Annotated in this window: 21 protein-coding genes; 12 read left to right on the top strand and 9 right to left on the bottom strand. The window is 55.3% G+C overall.

Annotation, left to right across the window (positions count from 1 at the left end):
* Nucleotides 1-15 precede the first annotated feature (15 nt).
* The 3 genes from mlaD to mlaF are packed head-to-tail and all read right to left on the bottom strand — an operon-like array spanning nucleotide 16 to nucleotide 2,171.
* The gene (gene mlaD, locus IM295_RS02160; RefSeq protein WP_041911946.1) at nucleotides 16-564 is read right to left on the bottom strand and encodes an outer membrane lipid asymmetry maintenance protein MlaD; all 549 of its coding nucleotides are present in this window, start codon (nucleotides 562-564) and stop codon (nucleotides 16-18) included.
* A 4-nt stretch (nucleotides 565-568) separates the two neighbouring features.
* The gene (gene mlaE, locus IM295_RS02155; protein ID WP_028014564.1) at nucleotides 569-1,351 is read right to left on the bottom strand and encodes a lipid asymmetry maintenance ABC transporter permease subunit MlaE; all 783 of its coding nucleotides are present in this window, start codon (nucleotides 1,349-1,351) and stop codon (nucleotides 569-571) included.
* Between the two features lie 7 nt (nucleotides 1,352-1,358).
* The gene (mlaF, locus tag IM295_RS02150) at nucleotides 1,359-2,171 is read right to left on the bottom strand and encodes a phospholipid ABC transporter ATP-binding protein MlaF (RefSeq protein ID WP_028014565.1); all 813 of its coding nucleotides are present in this window, start codon (nucleotides 2,169-2,171) and stop codon (nucleotides 1,359-1,361) included.
* A 227-nt stretch (nucleotides 2,172-2,398) separates the two neighbouring features.
* Between mlaF and IM295_RS02145 the strand changes: the two genes are divergently transcribed.
* The 11 genes from IM295_RS02145 to npr all read left to right on the top strand — a co-directional run bounded on the left by IM295_RS02145 (nucleotide 2,399) and on the right by npr (nucleotide 10,318).
* A complete protein-coding gene (locus tag IM295_RS02145; protein WP_193066149.1) occupies nucleotides 2,399-3,376 on the top strand; it encodes a calcium/sodium antiporter in 978 nt (325 codons plus the stop codon).
* Between the two features lie 13 nt (nucleotides 3,377-3,389).
* Nucleotides 3,390-4,376 (top strand): arabinose-5-phosphate isomerase KdsD, encoded by a 987-nt coding sequence (gene kdsD, locus IM295_RS02140; RefSeq protein WP_028014567.1) that lies wholly within the window; start codon nucleotides 3,390-3,392, stop codon nucleotides 4,374-4,376.
* Nucleotides 4,377-4,390: 14 nt separating this feature from the next.
* Nucleotides 4,391-4,957, top strand: a complete 567-nt coding sequence (kdsC, locus tag IM295_RS02135; protein ID WP_025756695.1) for a 3-deoxy-manno-octulosonate-8-phosphatase KdsC — start codon at nucleotides 4,391-4,393, stop codon at nucleotides 4,955-4,957.
* Complete coding sequence (lptC, locus tag IM295_RS02130; RefSeq protein WP_028014568.1) at nucleotides 4,954-5,529, top strand: LPS export ABC transporter periplasmic protein LptC; 576 nt, start codon at nucleotides 4,954-4,956, stop codon at nucleotides 5,527-5,529. The genes kdsC and lptC overlap by 4 nt, the downstream gene beginning before the upstream one ends.
* Nucleotides 5,498-6,052, top strand: a complete 555-nt coding sequence (lptA, locus tag IM295_RS02125) for a lipopolysaccharide ABC transporter substrate-binding protein LptA (protein WP_028014569.1) — start codon at nucleotides 5,498-5,500, stop codon at nucleotides 6,050-6,052. Before lptC ends, lptA begins: the two co-directional genes overlap by 32 nt.
* Nucleotides 6,053-6,058: 6 nt before the next feature.
* Nucleotides 6,059-6,784, top strand: coding sequence for an LPS export ABC transporter ATP-binding protein (gene lptB / locus IM295_RS02120; protein ID WP_028014570.1), 726 nt, complete (start codon nucleotides 6,059-6,061; stop codon nucleotides 6,782-6,784).
* Between the two features lie 47 nt (nucleotides 6,785-6,831).
* On the top strand, nucleotides 6,832-8,265 hold the full coding sequence (gene rpoN / locus IM295_RS02115; protein WP_028014571.1) for an RNA polymerase factor sigma-54: 1,434 nt from the start codon (nucleotides 6,832-6,834) through the stop codon (nucleotides 8,263-8,265).
* Between the two features lie 22 nt (nucleotides 8,266-8,287).
* A complete protein-coding gene (hpf, locus tag IM295_RS02110) occupies nucleotides 8,288-8,575 on the top strand; it encodes a ribosome hibernation promoting factor (protein WP_014171818.1) in 288 nt (95 codons plus the stop codon).
* Between the two features lie 82 nt (nucleotides 8,576-8,657).
* Nucleotides 8,658-9,149, top strand: coding sequence for a PTS IIA-like nitrogen regulatory protein PtsN (gene ptsN / locus IM295_RS02105; protein WP_008501443.1), 492 nt, complete (start codon nucleotides 8,658-8,660; stop codon nucleotides 9,147-9,149).
* 45 nt (nucleotides 9,150-9,194) lie between these two features.
* The gene (gene rapZ, locus IM295_RS02100) at nucleotides 9,195-10,049 is read left to right on the top strand and encodes an RNase adapter RapZ (protein WP_014885397.1); all 855 of its coding nucleotides are present in this window, start codon (nucleotides 9,195-9,197) and stop codon (nucleotides 10,047-10,049) included.
* Complete coding sequence (gene npr / locus IM295_RS02095) at nucleotides 10,046-10,318, top strand: PTS phosphocarrier protein NPr (RefSeq protein ID WP_025756690.1); 273 nt, start codon at nucleotides 10,046-10,048, stop codon at nucleotides 10,316-10,318. Before rapZ ends, npr begins: the two co-directional genes overlap by 4 nt.
* A 38-nt stretch (nucleotides 10,319-10,356) precedes the next feature.
* Here npr and mtgA read toward each other — a convergent pair whose 3' ends face one another.
* The 6 genes from mtgA to IM295_RS23255 all read right to left on the bottom strand — a co-directional run bounded on the left by mtgA (nucleotide 10,357) and on the right by IM295_RS23255 (nucleotide 16,739).
* Nucleotides 10,357-11,082 carry a monofunctional biosynthetic peptidoglycan transglycosylase gene (mtgA, locus tag IM295_RS02090; protein WP_193066148.1) on the bottom strand — a complete coding sequence of 242 codons (726 nt, stop codon included), beginning with the start codon at nucleotides 11,080-11,082 and terminating at the stop codon, nucleotides 10,357-10,359.
* Nucleotides 11,079-11,732, bottom strand: coding sequence for an isoprenoid biosynthesis glyoxalase ElbB (gene elbB / locus IM295_RS02085; RefSeq protein ID WP_193066147.1), 654 nt, complete (start codon nucleotides 11,730-11,732; stop codon nucleotides 11,079-11,081). Before elbB ends, mtgA begins: the two co-directional genes overlap by 4 nt.
* A 232-nt stretch (nucleotides 11,733-11,964) precedes the next feature.
* A complete protein-coding gene (arcB, locus tag IM295_RS02080; RefSeq protein ID WP_045260464.1) occupies nucleotides 11,965-14,298 on the bottom strand; it encodes an aerobic respiration two-component sensor histidine kinase ArcB in 2,334 nt (777 codons plus the stop codon).
* A gap of 135 nt (nucleotides 14,299-14,433) precedes the next feature.
* Entirely contained in the window at nucleotides 14,434-15,516 is a 1,083-nt protein-coding gene (gene lptG, locus IM295_RS02075; RefSeq protein ID WP_028014575.1) for an LPS export ABC transporter permease LptG, read from the bottom strand.
* Nucleotides 15,516-16,616, bottom strand: coding sequence for an LPS export ABC transporter permease LptF (gene lptF / locus IM295_RS02070; protein ID WP_028014576.1), 1,101 nt, complete (start codon nucleotides 16,614-16,616; stop codon nucleotides 15,516-15,518). Before lptF ends, lptG begins: the two co-directional genes overlap by 1 nt.
* A gap of 63 nt (nucleotides 16,617-16,679) precedes the next feature.
* On the bottom strand, nucleotides 16,680-16,739 hold the full coding sequence (locus tag IM295_RS23255; RefSeq protein WP_213743486.1) for a hypothetical protein: 60 nt from the start codon (nucleotides 16,737-16,739) through the stop codon (nucleotides 16,680-16,682).
* Between the two features lie 143 nt (nucleotides 16,740-16,882).
* Between IM295_RS23255 and pepA the strand changes: the two genes are divergently transcribed.
* Nucleotides 16,883-18,394 carry a leucyl aminopeptidase gene (pepA, locus tag IM295_RS02065; protein ID WP_028014577.1) on the top strand — a complete coding sequence of 504 codons (1,512 nt, stop codon included), beginning with the start codon at nucleotides 16,883-16,885 and terminating at the stop codon, nucleotides 18,392-18,394.
* Nucleotides 18,395-18,510 lie beyond the last annotated feature (116 nt).

Genomic DNA, 18,510 nt, shown 5'->3' with positions numbered 1-18,510 from the left:
ATGACTTCTCCTGAATTAATTCGCAGCACCAGGGGTCGGCGCAACGTTGGTATGGTCTTCACTCTGCGCAGGGGCATCGTCAGACTTTTTATCATCCCCTTTACTGTTGTAAAGGAACTGACCAATCATGTCCTCCAGCACCATCGCGGACTTCGTATCCTGGATAACGCTACCGTCTTTAAGGATAGTCGTTCCCAGCTCAGGATCTTCAAAGCCGACGTTAAGTGCCAGATATTGTTCACCCAGCAGGCCGGAAGTACGGATAGAAAGGGAGCTGGTGTCCGGAATGTGGTTGTAACGTTCTTCGATATCCATCGCGACGCGCGGCAGATACGTTTTCTCATCGAGCGTAATGTCAGATACGCGGCCGATCACCACGCCGCCAATGCGGACCGGTGAACGCGCCTTCAGCCCGCCGATGTTATCGAACGTGGCATAGATGCGATACGTCGGCTCGGTGCGTACTGAGGTGATATCCGCCGCTCTCAGGCAGATAAACAGCGCCGCCAGCAGCGCCAGCAGCAGGAAAACGCCGACCCAAATTTCATTTTTTCTCGTTTGCATGAACTCAATTCCCAAACATCAGTGCGGTGAGCACAAAATCCAGGCCCAGTACGGCCAGCGACGAATGTACGACAGTACGTGTAGTTGCACGGCTAATGCCCGCCGAGGTCGGAATGGCATCATATCCATTGAACAATGCAATCCAGGTGACCGTAATGGCAAACACCACGCTTTTAATCAGGCAGTTAACCAGATCCATTCGCAGGTCGATGGCGTCCTGCATCGCGGACCAGAAGAAGCCGGCATCGATGCCTTTCCAGTGGACCCCAACCAGCGAACCGCCCCAGATCCCCACGGCGACAAACAGAATAGTCAGTAGCGGGAGCGAGATCACCCCCGCCCAGAAACGCGGCGAGATCACGCGACGCAGCGGATCGACCGCCATCATTTCCATGCTGGATAGCTGCTCGGTCGCACGCATCAGGCCAATCTCAGCCGTTAATGCCGACCCAGCGCGTCCGGCAAACAGCAGTGCCGCCACAACCGGACCCAATTCGCGCAGCAGCGAAAGCGCCACCAGCATTCCGAGGCTGGTTTCCGCACTGTAGGTTGTCAGAACAAGGTAGCCCTGCAGCCCCAGCACCATGCCGATAAACAGACCGGAGACAATGATGATGAGCATCGACAGCACGCCGACATTATAAAGCTGACGCACCAGCAGAGGGGCGTGCTTGCTAAACTCCGGCTTGCCGACCAGCGCGTTGAATAACATCAATCCGGCACGCCCGAACGTCCTGATGGTTTTTATGCCACGGTGTCCGAGAGCGGCCAACGCATTTAACAGCATGAGTGGCTTAACTCCCTATTCCCAGTAAATCGTCACGATAATCGCCCGCCGGGTAGCGGAACGGTACGGGTCCGTCAGCAATACCGTCGAGGAACTGCCGCACGCGCGGATCGCAATTTTCCTGCAGCGCCTGGGCGCTGCCGTGTGCAACGATCTTTTTGTCCGCCACGATATAGGCGTAATCGGCAATGCTCAACACTTCCGGTACATCGTGAGACACCACGATACAGGTGACGCCGAGCGCGCTGTTCAGTTCAGAGATGAGCTTTACCAGCACGCCCATCGTGATGGGATCCTGCCCGACGAACGGTTCGTCGAACATGATTAAATCGGGCTCTAATGCAATAGCTCGCGCCAGCGCGGCGCGGCGCGCCATCCCGCCGGACAGTTCCGAAGGCATTAGCTTCGCGGCTCCCCGCAACCCCACAGCTTCAAGCTTCATCATCACCGTGCTTTTCAGCAGCTCAGGCGGCAGGCTGGTATGCTCGCGCAGCGGATAGGCCACGTTATCAAAGACGTTCATGTCGGTGAACAACGCCCCCGACTGAAAGAGCATACTCATACGTTTGCGGACAGTATACAGGCGCGAGCGCGACATCTCCGGGACGTTTTCGCCATCGAAGAGGATTTCACCGCTATCCGGTGGGATCTGACCACCAATAAGGCGCAGGAGGGTCGTTTTACCGATCCCGGACGGCCCCATGATGGCGGTGATTTTGCCACGCGGTACGGTCAACGAAATATCATCGAATATCAGTCGATTGCCGCGAGAAAAACTCACACCGCGGACATCGACGATATTCGCCATCGTTTGGCTCATTTATCGTTCCTTTCTTACCCTGCTCACGTTAAGACGTGCAGCCTGAATCAGCCCTTAACCCCGCATTTTTACAGAATATTAGCCGTTGAGGTTAGCGAAAGCTGGCATTTGTTTTACTTTTCCGGCGCATAAAGTCAAAATTAGGAATTCGTTACGCCTCAGACCGTATGCAGTCCAGCCATTCCCGCGCGATGGACCGACAAGTATACCTGAAGAAAGGACTTTTGATGCTTTTAGCAACAGCACTGTTAATCATTGGTTTACTGTTAGTGGTCTACAGTGCTGACCGTTTAGTCTTTGCTGCATCTATCCTGTGTCGCCTGACGGGTGTACCGCCTGTAGTCATCGGGATGACCGTGGTCAGCGTTGGCACGTCACTTCCTGAAATCATCGTCTCCGTCTCGGCGTCGCTGCATGGTCAGTTAGACCTGGCAATTGGCACCGCGATTGGCTCTAACATCGTCAATATATTACTGATTTTAGGCCTTGCGGCACTGCTCCATCCATTTCTCGTGCATTCTGATGTTCTGCGCCGTGAATTGCCGCTAATGTTAGTCGTAAGCCTGCTGGCAGGGTGCGTATTTTATGATGGCGTATTGAGCTATAGCGACGGCATTTTCCTGCTGGCGTTGGCCGTCATCTGGTTGCTGTATAGTGTTAAAATTGCCCGCCAGGCGGAAAAACAGGGTCAGGATAGCCTGACGCGTGAACAGGTTGCCGAACTCCCGCGGGAAGGCACGCTGCCGGTCGCCCTCCTCTGGCTTGGCGTTGCGCTGATCATCATGCCGATGGCAACGCGCATGGTCGTGGATAACGCGACGGTACTGGCGAACTATTTCGCCATGAGCGAACTGACGATTGGCCTGACGGTTATTGCTATCGGCACCAGCCTGCCGGAGCTGGCCACCGCCATTGCGGGGGCGCGTAAAGGGGAAGATGACATCGCCATTGGTAATATCATCGGTTCCAACATATTTAATATCGCGATTGTCATGGGCCTGCCGGCTCTGATTACGCCGGGGCCGTTTAATCCTCTGGCGTTTTCACGCGATTACGGGGTGATGTTGCTGGTCAGCGTGATATTTGCCCTGCTCTGCTGGCGGCGGCAACGCCAGATCGGCAAAGGCGCAGGCGCGCTGCTGACGGGTGGATTTATCGTATGGATGGCGATGCTGTACTGGCTCTCGCCTCTTCTCTCTGGATAAACGGAAACGCATTATGTCGCAAATAGAATTGCAGCCGGGTTTTGACTTTCAGAAAGCAGGCAAAGAGGTTCTGGAGATTGAACGTGAAGGTCTGGCGCAGTTAGATCAGTACATTAATCAGGATTTTAGTCTGGCATGTGAGAAGATATTCTACTGTGCCGGGAAAGTCGTGGTGATGGGGATGGGCAAGTCCGGCCACATTGGGCGCAAAATGGCGGCAACGTTTGCCAGCACCGGAACCTCGTCCTTCTTTGTACACCCGGGGGAAGCCGCGCACGGCGACCTGGGGATGGTCACGCCGCAGGATGTCGTTATCGCGCTGTCCAACTCCGGTGAGTCCAATGAAATTCTGGCATTGATCCCCGTACTGAAGCGTCTGCAGGTGCCGCTGATTTGCATGACCAGCCGTCCGGAAAGTAGCATGGCGCGTGCGGCCGATATTCATCTGTGCGTTAAAGTACCGAAAGAGGCCTGCCCGCTCGGCCTGGCACCAACGTCCAGCACCACCGCCGCGCTGGTCATGGGCGATGCGCTTGCCGTCGCGCTGCTTGAAGCCCGCGGTTTTACGCCGGAAGATTTCGCGCTCTCCCATCCGGGCGGCGCGCTGGGGCGCAAGCTGCTGCTGCGGGTAAACGATATTATGCACACCGGGGATGAGATCCCTCACGTCAGCAAAGAAGCCTCCCTGCGTGATGCGCTGCTGGAAATCACCCGTAAGAATCTGGGTATGACGGTCGTGTGCGACGATCTGATGAAAATTCAGGGGATCTTCACCGATGGCGACCTGCGTCGCGTGTTCGACATGGGTGTAGATGTCCGCACGCTCGGCATTGCCGATGTGATGACGCCCGGCGGCATTCGCGTGCGTCCGGGAACGCTGGCCGTGGATGTGCTGAACCTGATGCAGTCCCGCCATATCACCTCCGTTATGGTTGCCGATGGCGACCAGTTGCTGGGTGTGGTACATATGCATGATCTGCTGCGCGCTGGCGTAGTGTAATAAAGGATAAGACAATGAGTAATGCGGGTGCATCCCTTGCAACCTGTTATGGTCCGGTCAGTACCCAGATGATGGCAAAGGCGGAAAATATTCGTCTGCTCATTCTGGATGTGGATGGCGTACTTTCCGATGGCCTGATTTACATGGGCAATAATGGAGAAGAGCTGAAAGCGTTTAACGTTCGCGACGGCTACGGTATCCGCTGTGCGCTCACCTCGGGTATCGAGGTTGCTATCATCACCGGACGAAAAGCTAAACTGGTAGAAGACCGCTGTGAAACCTTAGGTATTACCCATCTTTACCAGGGTCAATCCGATAAGATGGCAGCGTTCAATGATTTACTGGGTAAACTGGCTATCGCACCGGAAAACGTGGCCTACGTCGGAGACGACCTGATTGACTGGCCGGTGATGGCTGAAGTCGGTCTCAGCATCGCGGTCGCTGATGCTCATCCGCTGTTGATCCCGCGCGCTGACTACGTTACCCACATCAACGGTGGCCGGGGTGCCGTCCGTGAAGTCTGCGATCTGCTTCTGCTGGCGCAGGGCAAGCTTGATGAAGCCAAAGGGCAATCGATATGAGTAAAACCAGACGTTGGGTTATCATTCTGCTTTCGCTTGTCGCACTGGTATTGATTGGCGTGAACCTTGCCGATCGCGACGATACGCAAACGGAAGTCGTCAACAATAACGATCCAACCTATAAAAGCGATCACAGTGACACCGTGGTCTATAGCCCGGAAGGTGCGCTGAATTATCGCCTGATTGCCCAGCACGTTGAATACTTTTCCGATGACGGCGTTTCGTGGTTTACCCAACCTGTCATGACCACTTTCGATAAAGACAAAGTGCCGACGTGGTCAATTAAGTCAGATCGGGCCAAACTGACAAATGACCGTATGCTTTATCTGTATGGCCACGTTGAAGTCAACGCCCTGACCGCTGACTCGCAACTGCGAAAAATTACGACGGATAATGCCCAGATCAACCTGGTAACCCAGGACGTGACGTCGCAGGATCTGGTCACACTGTATGGCACAACATTTAATTCCAGCGGTTTAAGAATGCGCGGGAACTTACGCAGCAAGAACGCCGAGCTGATTGAAAAGGTTAGAACCTCCTATGAAATTCAAAACAAACAAACTCAGCCTTAAAGTAATTATCGCCAGCGCGATGCTGGCGGCCAGTCTCCCCGCGCTTGCTGTAACGGGCGATACCGACCAGCCGATCCATATCGAGTCCGACACTCAGTCGCTCGATATGCAGGGTAACGTCGTCACCTTCACGGGTAACGTCGTCATGACTCAGGGGACCATCAAAATTAACGCCGATAAAGTGGTCGTTACCCGTCCGGGCGGCGAGCAGGGCAAAGAGATCATTGATGGTTACGGCAACCCGGCCACCTTCTACCAGATGCAGGACAACGGCAAGCCGGTGAAGGGCCACGCCTCGCATATGCACTATGAGCTGGCGAAGGACCTGGTCATCCTGACCGGAAACGCGTATCTGGAACAGCTGGACAGCAATATTACCGGTGACCAGATTACCTATCTGGTGAAAGAGCAAAAAATGCAGGCCTCCAGCGAGAAAGGCAAACGCGTAACCACCGTGCTGGTTCCGTCGCAGCTGCAGGACAAAGGCAAGGGCCAGGCCCCGGCACAGAAGAAGAGTAACTAATTCGCTATGGCAACATTAACTGCAAAAAATCTCGCGAAGGCCTATAAGGGCCGCCGTGTCGTAGAAGATGTCAGTCTGACCGTCAACTCCGGCGAAATTGTGGGCCTGCTTGGCCCGAACGGTGCGGGTAAAACCACCACCTTCTACATGGTGGTGGGTATTGTGCCGCGCGATGCCGGCAACATTATTATTGACGATGAAGATATCAGCCTGCTGCCGCTGCACGCCCGCGCGCGCCGTGGCATCGGCTATCTGCCGCAGGAAGCCTCTATTTTCCGTCGTCTGAGCGTCTTTGATAATCTGATGGCGGTCCTGCAAATTCGCGACGACCTGACCAACGAACAGCGTCAGGATCGCGCCAACGAGCTGATGGAAGAGTTTCATATCGAACACCTGCGCGACAGCCTGGGCCAGGCCTTGTCCGGGGGGGAACGCCGTCGTGTTGAGATTGCGCGCGCGCTGGCCGCCAATCCGAAGTTTATCCTTCTGGATGAACCGTTTGCGGGCGTTGACCCGATCTCCGTTATCGACATTAAACGCATTATCGAGCATCTGCGTGACAGCGGACTTGGCGTGCTGATCACCGACCACAACGTTCGTGAAACGCTGGCGGTATGTGAACGCGCGTATATCGTGAGCCAGGGCAATCTGATCGCTCACGGTACGCCGCAGCAGATCCTCGAAGACGATCATGTTAAGCGCGTCTATCTTGGGGAAGACTTCAGACTCTGATAGGGTAGAGGTAACGTAACGCCGAACCGGAGAAAAATGCTCTGAACATGAAGCAAGGTTTGCAATTAAGGCTCAGCCAACAGCTGGCGATGACGCCGCAGTTACAGCAGGCAATTCGTCTGTTGCAACTGTCCACCTTAGAACTCCAGCAGGAGCTCCAGCAGGCGCTGGACAGCAATCCCCTGCTGGAGCAAGCCGATCTTCATGACGAGGTAGATACCCAGCAGTCACAGGACACAGAAGCGCTCGACACCGCGGATGCACTCGAACAAAAAGAGATGCCGGACGAGCTTCCGCTGGATGCCAGCTGGGATGAAATCTATACCGCCGGGACCCCTTCCGGCACACGTGCAGACTACCAGGACGACGAATTACCGGTCTACCAGGGCGAAACCACCCAGTCGCTGCAGGATTACCTGATGTGGCAGGTAGAGCTTACCCCCTTCTCCGATACCGACCGCGCCATTGCCACCTCGATTGTCGACGCCGTTGATGACACCGGTTATTTGACCGTCACGCTGGACGACATTCTGGAAAGCATGGGCGATGAAGAGATTGAGATTGAGGAGATTGAAGCGGTACTGAAACGCATTCAGCGCTTCGATCCGGTCGGGGTGGCCGCGAAGGACCTGCGCGACTGTCTGCTGATCCAGCTTTCTCAGTTCAGCAAAGAGACGCCGTGGCTCGACGAGGCTCGCTTAATCATCAGCGATCATCTGGATCTTCTGGCTAACCACGATTTCCGCACCCTGATGCGCGTGACGCGCCTGAAGGAAGAGGTGCTGAAAGAGGCGGTAAATCTGATCCAGTCCCTCGATCCGCGTCCCGGTCAGTCGATCCAGACCAGCGAACCCGAGTACGTTATCCCGGACGTGCTGGTCAGAAAACACAATGACCGCTGGGTCGTTGAACTGAACTCTGACAGCATCCCTCGCCTGCAAATCAACCAGCAGTACGCCTCCATGTGTACCAGCGCGCGCAACGACTCTGACAATCAATATATTCGCAGCAATCTTCAGGAAGCGCGATGGCTGATCAAGAGCCTGGAGAGCCGGAATGATACCCTGCTTCGCGTGAGCCGCTGCATCGTCGAACAGCAGCAGGCCTTCTTTGAGCAGGGCGAAGAGTATATGAAGCCGATGGTGCTGGCGGATATCGCCCAGGCCGTCGAGATGCATGAATCCACTATTTCCCGCGTTACTACGCAGAAGTATCTGCACAGCCCGCGCGGTATTTTTGAGCTTAAGTATTTCTTCTCCAGCCACGTGAACACCGAGGGTGGCGGCGAAGCCTCCTCAACGGCGATTCGCGCCCTGGTGAAGAAGTTGATCGCCGCGGAGAACCCCGCGAAGCCACTAAGTGACAGTAAGTTGACCACCATGCTGTCCGATCAGGGTATTATGGTGGCACGTCGTACTGTTGCGAAGTATCGAGAGTCTTTATCCATTCCGCCGTCTAACCAGCGTAAACAGCTGGTCTGACACAACCGATAAGGAAGACACTATGCAGCTCAATATCACAGGACATAACGTCGAGATTACTGAGGCTTTACGTGACTTTGTGAACGCTAAGTTCGCGAAACTCGAGCAGTATTTCGAAAGGATCAATCAGGTCTACGTTGTGTTAAAAGTGGAGAAAGTGACTCATATCTCGGATGCAACCCTGCATGTAAACGGGGGTGAACTCCATGCCAGTGCGGAAGGGCAAGACATGTACGCGGCTATCGACGGCTTGATTGACAAGCTTGCGCGACAGCTCAATAAACATAAAGATAAACTGAAACAACACTAATTGTCCGGGCAGTTAACGGGTGCAGGACGGCCTGTTGTGAAACACAACGGGCCATTTGTACAGTTAGCGCTTAGGTGAAATTATGATGAACAACGATTCCGCTCTTCAACTGAGCAATGTCCTTAACCAGGAATGTACCCGCAGTGCCGTTCACTGCCAGAGCAAAAAACGTGCGCTGGAGATCATCAGTGAATTAGCTGCAAAACAGCTGGGCCTGCCGCCGCAGGTGGTGTTCGAAGCCATTCTGACCCGTGAAAAGATGGGCAGTACCGGTATCGGCAACGGCATCGCGATCCCGCACGGCAAGCTGGAAGAGGACACCCTGCGTGCCGTCGGTGTGTTTGTGCAGCTGGAAACCCCAATCGCTTTTGACGCCATTGATAATCAGCCCGTCGATCTCCTCTTCGCGCTGTTGGTGCCTGCCGACCAGACCAAGACCCACCTGCATACGCTTTCGCTGGTTGCTAAACGTCTGGCGGATAAAACCATCTGCCGTCGACTGCGCTCGGCCCAAAGTGATGAAGAGCTTTATCAAATTATCACTGAAGCAGAAGGCAATCAGGATGACGCATAACCAGGTGATGGCCTTCACATCTGTTGTCCTGAGGAGAAACGGAACATGGTGCTGATGATTGTCAGCGGTCGTTCAGGGTCGGGGAAATCCGTTGCCCTGCGCGCGCTGGAAGACATGGGTTTTTACTGCGTCGATAACCTGCCGGTCGTGTTATTGCCCGATCTGGCACGCACGTTAGCGGAGAGACAAACCTCCGCCGCCGTCAGTATCGACGTTCGTAACATGCCAGAATCGCCAGAGATCTTCGAACAGGCAATGAGTAACCTGCCTGACGCGTTCTCGCCTCAGCTGCTGTTCCTTGATGCCGACCGCAATACCCTGATCCGCCGCTACAGCGACACCCGTCGTCTGCACCCGCTTTCCAGCAAGAATCTCTCGCTGGAGAGCGCCATCGACGAAGAGAGCGATCTGCTTGAGCCGCTGCGCTCTCGTGCCGATCTGATTGTCGACACCTCAGAGATGTCCGTTCACGAGCTGGCGGAAATGCTGCGTACCCGGCTGCTGGGCAAACGCGAGCGCGAGCTGACGATGGTGTTCGAATCCTTCGGCTTTAAGCACGGTATTCCGATTGATGCGGACTATGTTTTCGACGTGCGCTTCCTGCCGAACCCGCACTGGGATCCCAAACTGCGTCCAATGACCGGCCTGGATAAGCCCGTGGCGGCGTTCCTCGACCGACACACAGAAGTTCACAATTTTATCTACCAGACGCGAAGCTACCTTGAGCTATGGTTACCTATGCTGGAGACAAACAATCGCAGCTACCTGACGGTAGCGATTGGCTGTACCGGCGGTAAACATCGTTCGGTCTACATCGCCGAACAGCTGGCCGACTATTTCCGCTCGCGCGGGAAGAACGTTCAGTCCCGTCATCGCACGCTGGAAAAACGTAAAACATGACCGTAAAACAGACCGTTGAGATCACCAATAAGCTGGGCATGCATGCACGCCCGGCGATGAAGCTGTTTGAGCTGATGCAGGGTTTCGATGCAGAAGTGCTGCTGCGTAATGACGAAGGCACCGAAGCGGAAGCCAACAGCGTGATTGCGCTGCTGATGCTGGACTCCGCCAAAGGGCGTCAGATTGAGGTTGAAGCCACCGGTCCTCAGGAAGAGGAAGCTCTGGCAGCGGTAGTTGCGCTGTTTAACGCCGGGTTCGACGAAGATTAGGCCTGCTATTCTGGCGGGTGGCGCTGCGCTTACCCGCCCTACATTAACGCATTTCTCTCCATAAACCCTTCCCCACCCAGCTGGCGCATCTGGCGCATGATCCACGCCTGACGGCTTCGCACGTACCCTGACGGGGCGCTGGCCTTGAAGCGGACAGGATTAGGCAGAACAGCCGCGAGCAGCGCCGCCTCCGACATGCTCAGCCTGCTGGCAGGTTTATTAAAATAGCGTTGTGATGCAGCTTCGACACCAAATACCCCGTCGCCGAACTCGGCGATATTAAGGTAAACGGTCAGAATACGCTTTTTGCTCCAGACCGTTTCCATTCCCAGGGTCAGGCCCGCTTCCAGCCCTTTTCGCACCCAGCTTCGGCCATCCCACAGGAACAGGTTTTTAGCCGTCTGCTGCGACAGCGTTGACGCACCGCGCACGCGGTTTTCGTGACGTTCGTTATGGGCCAGCGCCTTTTCAATCGCAGCCACATCGAACCCCCAGTGCTCCGGGAATTTTTGGTCTTCCGCCGCGATAACCGCCAGCCCCATGAACGGAGAAATTTCATCCATGCTCACCCAGTCAGAATGGGCAACATAGCCGAAATCACCGGAGAACCACGCGCTAAGCTGGCGCTCAACCATGACCGCTGAAAACGGTACCGGCAAAATGCTGAACACGGCCAGCCCGCCTCCCCAGAACACCGCCAGGACGAGAACGATGCGTAAAAGAAGGCGTTTCACCCATGCGCCTGCGGAAAAATGTCGCCTCATTCCGTCAGCACCAGCACCCGGGCGACCAGCTTTTCAATGCCCACGGCGGCTTCCGCAATATTCTTCGCCAGCATATACGCGGGCGTGGTGACAATTTTGTTGTCTTCATCCACCACAATGTCATCGACCGGACACGGAACGTGTTCACCCCTCATATCCTCGACGACCTCTGCGGTATCAATATCGGTTCCGATCGTCAGCCGTAACGGAAAATCGAAAATATTTGGCAGCATGGCCGGTGCAATACAGATAAAGCCCAGCGGCTTGCCCGCGGCATGCATCGCCAGCGTCAGCGCTTTGAGATCAGGGTCCACCGTGCATGCGGCACCCTCGGCAGCAAAGGTGCTGAGATTTTTCGCGGCGCCGAAGCCGCCCGGCACAATGAGCGCATCCAGTTCAGCGGCATCTGCCTGCGCCAGCGGATGAATCTCTCCCCGGGTAATACGCGCGGCTTCAATCAGCACGTTACGCGTTTCGGCCATCGGCTCGCCGGTCAGATGGTTAATCACATCCGACTGATTTTTGTCGGGCGCAAAACAGATAACCTCTGCTCCCTGTTTTGTCAGGGCCAGCAGCGTGATTACGGCTTCATGTATTTCTGAACCATCAAAAACACCGCATCCGCTCAGGACAACACCAATTTTTTTCATCTTGACGATCCTTCTTTGCAACTCGCTGAAGCACATTAATAATTTTGATTAAAACGCTATGCTTCACACATTTCACTGATTCATGTAACAAACCATTTAAGATTTGCTATCTTATCTGCGTGCGGCCTAAATTTTTACGGCGGCGCCCATTAGAAAATTACTTTAAAAAACAGGCGCAGCCACGATTTCCCTGGTGTTGGCGCAGTATTCGCGCACCCCGGTCTAGCCGGGGTCATTTTTTTCTGGCATCCACCCAGGCTTTAAGCACCGCAACATCGTTCTGCCACTCTTGTTTCATCTCTTCAACCCAATCACCAACGTTATCTTCCCAGGCTGGTAAATCAGGCGACTGAATCTGTTGACCCAGCTGCTGCAGGTGGCGTAACCCGACCGAGCCGGCTGCGCCTTTGATTTTATGCCCTTCTTCCACGATGCCCTTCTGGTCACGCGCCGTCAGGTTTGACTCCAGCACGCTCAGATAACCCGGCATCATTTTTTCAAACACCGCCAGGCCGTCGGTAATCAGTTTCGGGCCGACCAGATCGATATACTGCTCCAGCATCGCGGTATCGAGTATCGTTTGGGCTTTTGCGCTATCAACAGACGTCATGGTGCTCTCCTCTTCATCGTGGGTATCCCAGAACTTCTTGATCATGGCGGTCAGAGCAGGCACCGCCAGAGGCTTGCTGAGTACATCGTCCATACCGGCGTCGAGGTATTCTTTTTTATCTTTCAGGACGTTCGCCGTCAGCGCCACCAGCGGCGGCAGTTCATCAGCCGCGTACTGACGCGTCAGTTCACGCGAGATATCCAGCCCGGTCATATCCGGCAACTGGATATCCAGCAGAACGAGGTCATATTCACCCGGTGTAAACATCTCCAGCGCGGCTTTACCGGTCATCGCGACATCCACGCTGTTGCCCAGTTTTTCCAGCACCGAGCGCGCTACAATCACGTTAAGCTCAATATCCTCCACCAGCAGGACGTGCAGCGCAGGCAGCGGCATATCGTCGTTTTCAAAGGTATCCTCTACCTCTTCCGCCACCGCCGGCGCATGCACCGTCAGCGTGAAGGTTGACCCTTTGCCCGCCTGGCTGGCAACGGTGATGTCACCGCCCATGCTCTTCGCCAGCCGCTTAGACACCGCCAGGCCGATTCCGGTACCAGTGGCCGGTTTTCCACCGTTGCTGTCCTTCACCTGGTAGTACATCGCGAAAATCTTGTCCTGCTCCTCCTGCGGAATACCAATCCCGGAGTCCTCCACCTCGAAGTGCAGCATGTCGCCGTCGTCATAGCGAATACGCACCGCCACCTGCCCCTTCTGGGTAAATTTCACCGCGTTGCTGATAAGGTTCCACAGGATCTGACGCAGTCGCGTGCCGTCGGTAATCACTTTATGCGGCAGCGGCAGGGTGGGATCCATGACAAAATTCAGCCCCTTCTGCTGGGCCTGCAGACCAGACAAGTTTTCCAGATCGGCAAGGAAGCTGGTGAAATCAACCGGCTGGTTATCAAGCTGAACCTTTCGGCGCTCCATCTTATCCATGTCAATAATATCGTTGAAGATATTACCCAGCGTGACCGCCGAGACATGAATCGTTTTGAGGTATTTTTCCTGCTCTGCGGTCAGGTCGGTATCCAGCAGAATGCGGCTCAGCCCCACAATGCCGTTAAGCGGCGTACGAAGCTCATGGCTGATGGTGGAGATGAAGGTGGTCTTGTCGCGGCTGGCGCGCTCCAGCGCATCCTGATAGCGCTTACGCTCGGTAATATCACGCCCGAAGCCCATCAGGCCGTGGCGCTTCCCGACGCGGTCATAGTACGGCACCTTACGGATCTCAAAGCAGGCTTTGCGCCCGTCCGGGTAATCCAGCCACTGTTCGTAGGTCAGCGAGACGTTATGGCGGAACACTTTTTCGTCCGTCTCCATGACCTTGGCGGCCGCCTCTTCGGAGTAAACGTCCTGCGGCTTGAGGTGAATCAGCTGCTTCTCACTTTTCCCGGTCAGGAGCTCCATCGCCCGGTTACAGCCTGAAAATTCTTTATCTTCGTTACGGTAGAATACCAGATCCGGCGAAGCGTCCAGGAACGAACGCAGGAAGGAGGATTGCTGCTCAAGCTGGATCTGCGTCACCTCGCGCTCTTTCATTTCGATTTTCAGCTGTTCCAGCGTGGCCTGACGCTCTGCCTCCGCCTTCTCACGATCTGAAATTTCCTGATTCAACTGAGCAATGTTGTCTTTAAGCTGAACGTTGAGCTTCAGGTCGCGCTCGCGCATCTCCTCCAGCTTATCGACCAGTTTTGATAAGCGCTGACGGGACTCCTCCAGCTGTTCGACCACCACGGAAAGGAAATAGACCGCCCAGGGGGTAATGAGCAGGCCGAAGAAGATAGAGCGGATAACGTCGATACTCTCGACCTGACCATGCAGAACCATCGTAACGGCCATCTGCACGACAATCGCCAGAACGACCAGCGCCAGCGCCAGCAGCATGGAGAAACGCACCAGTCCAAGCTTCATCATCAGGTCGACGTAGTACTGGGCTAGCATTCGAATTTGCTTCATAGAGGATCCCTTCACGACTTTATCGCTCAATAATACTCAAATTCGAGGCGGGACGTTGAAGGTTGTGAGAAAAAGTGCGGGGTGAAACAGGAGATTAGCCTCGCCTCCGGTTCACCGGAAGCGAGGAGAGGTCAATCAGGAGCGTTTCAGCAGCAGCCACAGGCTGATCAGGAAGAAGCTGGCGCTCGGCAGCAGCGCACCGATAATCGGCGGGATGCCATAAACCAGCGTCAGCGGACCGAAGATCTGATCGAGTACATAGAAGACAAAGCCGAAGCTAATACCGGTCACGACGCGCACGCCCATCGGCACGCTACGCAGCGGGCCGAAGATAAACGACAGCGCCATCAGCATCATCACCGCCACGGACATCGGCTGGAAGATTTTGCTCCACATGTTGAGCTGATAGCGTCCGGCATCCTGCCCGCTCGACTTCAGGTACTTCACATAGTTGTGCAAGCCGCTGATAGAGAGCGCGTCAGGATCCAGCGCAACAACCCCGAGCTTATCCGGCGTGAGGTTGGTCTTCCAGGTGCCGGTCACCGTCTGTGACCCGGTAATCTGTTTTGGATCGGTCAGGTCAGATTCATCAACCTGCGACAAACGCCACTGCTTATGTTCAGCGTCAAACTTCGCGGAAGAGGCGTGTCGGACAGACTCAAGACGGCGCTGGTCGTTGAACGCGTAGATGCTCACCCCGCCCAGTTCATCATTACCCTTTACCCGTTCGATGTAGACGAAGTTTTTCCCGTCTTTCGCCCATAAACCTTGCTGAGTCGAGAGCAGTGAACCACCGTACATTGCCTGAGCACGATAGTTACGCGCCATCTGCTCGCCCTGCGGTGCCACCCACTCGCCAATCGCCATGGTCAACAGCACCAGCGGGATTGCGGTTTTCATTACCGACAGCGCAACCTGCATACGGGTAAAGCCTGAGGCCTGCATCACCACCAGCTCGCTGCGCTGAGCCAGCATCCCCAGCCCCAGCAGCGCGCCCAGCAGGGCCGCCATCGGGAAGAAGATCTGCACATCTTTTGGCACGCTGAGCAGGGTGTACATCCCCGCACCCATCGCGTCATAGCTGCCCTGCCCGGCTTTTTTCAGCTGATCGACAAATTTGATAATGCCGGAGAGCGACACCAGCATGAACAACGTCATCATGATGGTGGTGAAAATGGTTTTACCGATATAGCGATCAAGAACGCCAAACGCCTGCATTAGATGGCTCCTTTACGCGAGAATCGGGCACGTATGCGGCGCACAGGCACCGTATCCCACAGGTTTAATCCCAGCGCCAGTAAGATGTACAGGCTGTTAACGAACCACGTCCAGACCATCGGATCCAGCTTACCCTTCGCGCCGTTAGAGCGAATCGAGGTTTGCAGCAGGAAGTAGATCAGGTAAAGCAGCATCGCTGGCAGCATAGAGAGCACTCGACCCTGGCGCGGGTTCACCACGCTCAGCGGCACGACAATCAGTGCCATCATAAACACGGTGAATACGAGCGTAATACGCCAGTGGAACTCAGCCCGCGCTCTGTCGGTATCGGTATTCCACAGCGTGCGCATATCCATTTGCTCGGTATCCGTCGGATCGAGCGCCACCGCCTGATGACCAATAATGGCCTGATAGTTCTGGAAATCCGTAATACGGAAGTCACGCAGCATCGCGGTGCCTTCGAAACGGGTGCCTTTATTCAGCGTGACGACCTGAGAACCGTCTTTGCGCTGAGAAAGTTGGCCAGAATCGGCAACCACCACGGACGGACGCGCGTTACCTTTAGGACGCAGCTGCGCCAGAAATACATCGTTGAATTTACTGCCGTCAACGCTCTCAATAAACAGCACGGAGTTTCCGTCAGTCGCCTGCTGGAACTGCCCCTGCGCGAGCGCCGCCATGCCGGGGTTTGCTTTCGCCTCGGCCAGCACTTCGTCCTGATGACGGGAAGACATAGGGCCCGCCCACATCACATTCACCGCCGCAACAATGCCCGTGAACAGCGCCAGTATCATCGCCGCTTTCACCAGTACGGCTTTACTCAGGCCGCAGGCATGCATCACCGTAATTTCACTCTCGGTGTACAGCTTACCGAGGGTCATGAGCAGGCCGAGGAATAGACTCAGCGGCAGAATAAGCTGCGCCATTTCCGGGATCCCCAGCCCAAGCAGGGAAAGCACCAGATTCGTTGGAATTTCGCCGTCAACGGCCGCACCGAGGATCTTAACCAGCTTCTGACAGAAAAAAATCAGCAGCAGGATGAAGAGGATCGCCAGTTGGCTTTTGAGCGTCTCCCGCACCAGATATCTTATGATTATCACTTTAAATACGCCCGTAAAAACCCGTCTCTTTGCTGGAAAATCGCTTGTTTCATGGCTTAAACGTCATTTATTCTCTTGAGTCGTCGAAATCGTCGCTAAGATTAAAACATCCGGCGGATTCACGCTTCAGGACTTTTTCTGACGTGTCGAAACCGTAGTAACGTAAGATTAACACGAAGTCACCACAACAGCGGACATGAGTTACGAAAGGTTTCAATTCTATCCGTAGCAGCCGCCGTTGTCTTTAAGATTCAGGAGCGTAGTGCATGGAGTTCAGTGTAAAAAGCGGTAGCCCGGAGAAACAGCGGAGTGCCTGCATCGTTGTGGGCGTCTTTGAACCGCGCCGACTCTCCCCGATCGCCGAGCAACTCGATAAAATCAGTGACGGCTATATCAGCGCCCTGCTGCGCCGTGGCGAACTGGAAGGCAAACCTGGGCAGACGCTGTTACTGCACCATGTTCCGAACGTCCTGTCAGAGCGTATTCTGCTGATTGGCTGCGGCAAAGAGCGCGAGCTGGATGAACGTCAGTATAAGCAGGTTATTCAGAAAACCATTAATACGCTGAATGACACCGGTTCAATGGAAGCCGTCTGCTTCCTGACCGAGCTGCACGTCAAAGGCCGTAACACCTACTGGAAAGTGCGTCAGGCCGTCGAAACGGCAAAAGAGAGCCTTTACAGCTTCGATCAGCTTAAGACCAACAAAAGCGAGCCGCGTCGCCCGCTGCGTAAAATGGTCTTTAACGTGCCAACCCGTCGCGAACTGACCAGCGGCGAGCGCGCCATCCAGCATGGTCTGGCGATTGCCGCCGGTATCAAAGCGGCAAAAGATCTCGGCAACATGCCGCCAAACATCTGTAACGCCGCCTACCTCGCCTCTCAGGCGCGCCAGCTGGCTGACTCCTACAGCAAAAACGTCATCACCCGCGTCATCGGCGAACAGCAGATGAAAGAGCTGGGGATGCACTCTTATCTGGCGGTGGGTAACGGCTCGCAGAACGAATCCCTGATGTCGGTCATCGAATACAAAGGCAATCCGTCTGAAGACGCGCGTCCGATCGTGCTCGTCGGTAAAGGGCTGACCTTTGACTCCGGCGGTATCTCCATCAAGCCTTCAGAAGGCATGGACGAGATGAAGTACGACATGTGCGGCGCGGCGGCGGTTTACGGCGTCATGCGCATGGTTGCGGAGCTTCAGCTGCCCATCAACGTAATCGGCGTGCTGGCAGGCTGCGAAAACATGCCTGGCGGTCGCGCGTATCGTCCAGGCGACGTCCTGACCACCATGTCCGGCCAGACCGTTGAAGTGCTGAATACCGACGCCGAAGGCCGTCTGGTACTCTGTGACGTGTTGACCTACGTTGAGCGCTTCGAGCCAGAAGCGGTTATCGACGTGGCTACCCTGACCGGTGCCTGCGTGATTGCCCTGGGCCATCACATCACCGGCCTGATGTCGAACCACAACCCGCTGGCGCACGAGCTTATCGGCGCGTCCGAGCAGGCCGGTGACCGCGCATGGCGTCTGCCGCTGGGTGACGAGTATCAGGAACAGCTGGAGTCTAACTTTGCGGACATGGCTAACATTGGTGGTCGTCCTGGCGGGGCTATCACCGCAGGCTGCTTCCTGGCGCGCTTTACCCGCAAGTACAACTGGGCGCACCTGGATATCGCGGGGACCGCATGGCGCTCCGGTAAAGCCAAAGGCGCTACCGGACGTCCGGTGGCCCTGCTGTCGCAGTTCCTGCTTAATCGTGCGGGTTTTAACGGCGACGAGTGATGTAATGTGCCGGGTGGCGGCTTCGCCTTACCCGGCCTACACGCCACTCAACCGTAGGCCGGGTAAGCGAAGCGCCACCCGGCTTTGCATTTAAATCCACGACAAGAAGCCCCATA

The organism is Enterobacter cloacae complex sp. P14RS, from assembly GCF_014895895.1.
GTDB classification, from domain to species: domain Bacteria; phylum Pseudomonadota; class Gammaproteobacteria; order Enterobacterales; family Enterobacteriaceae; genus Enterobacter; species Enterobacter bugandensis.
Note: the sequence above shows the minus strand (reverse complement) of the source record. Positions and strands in the feature narration are given on the sequence as shown.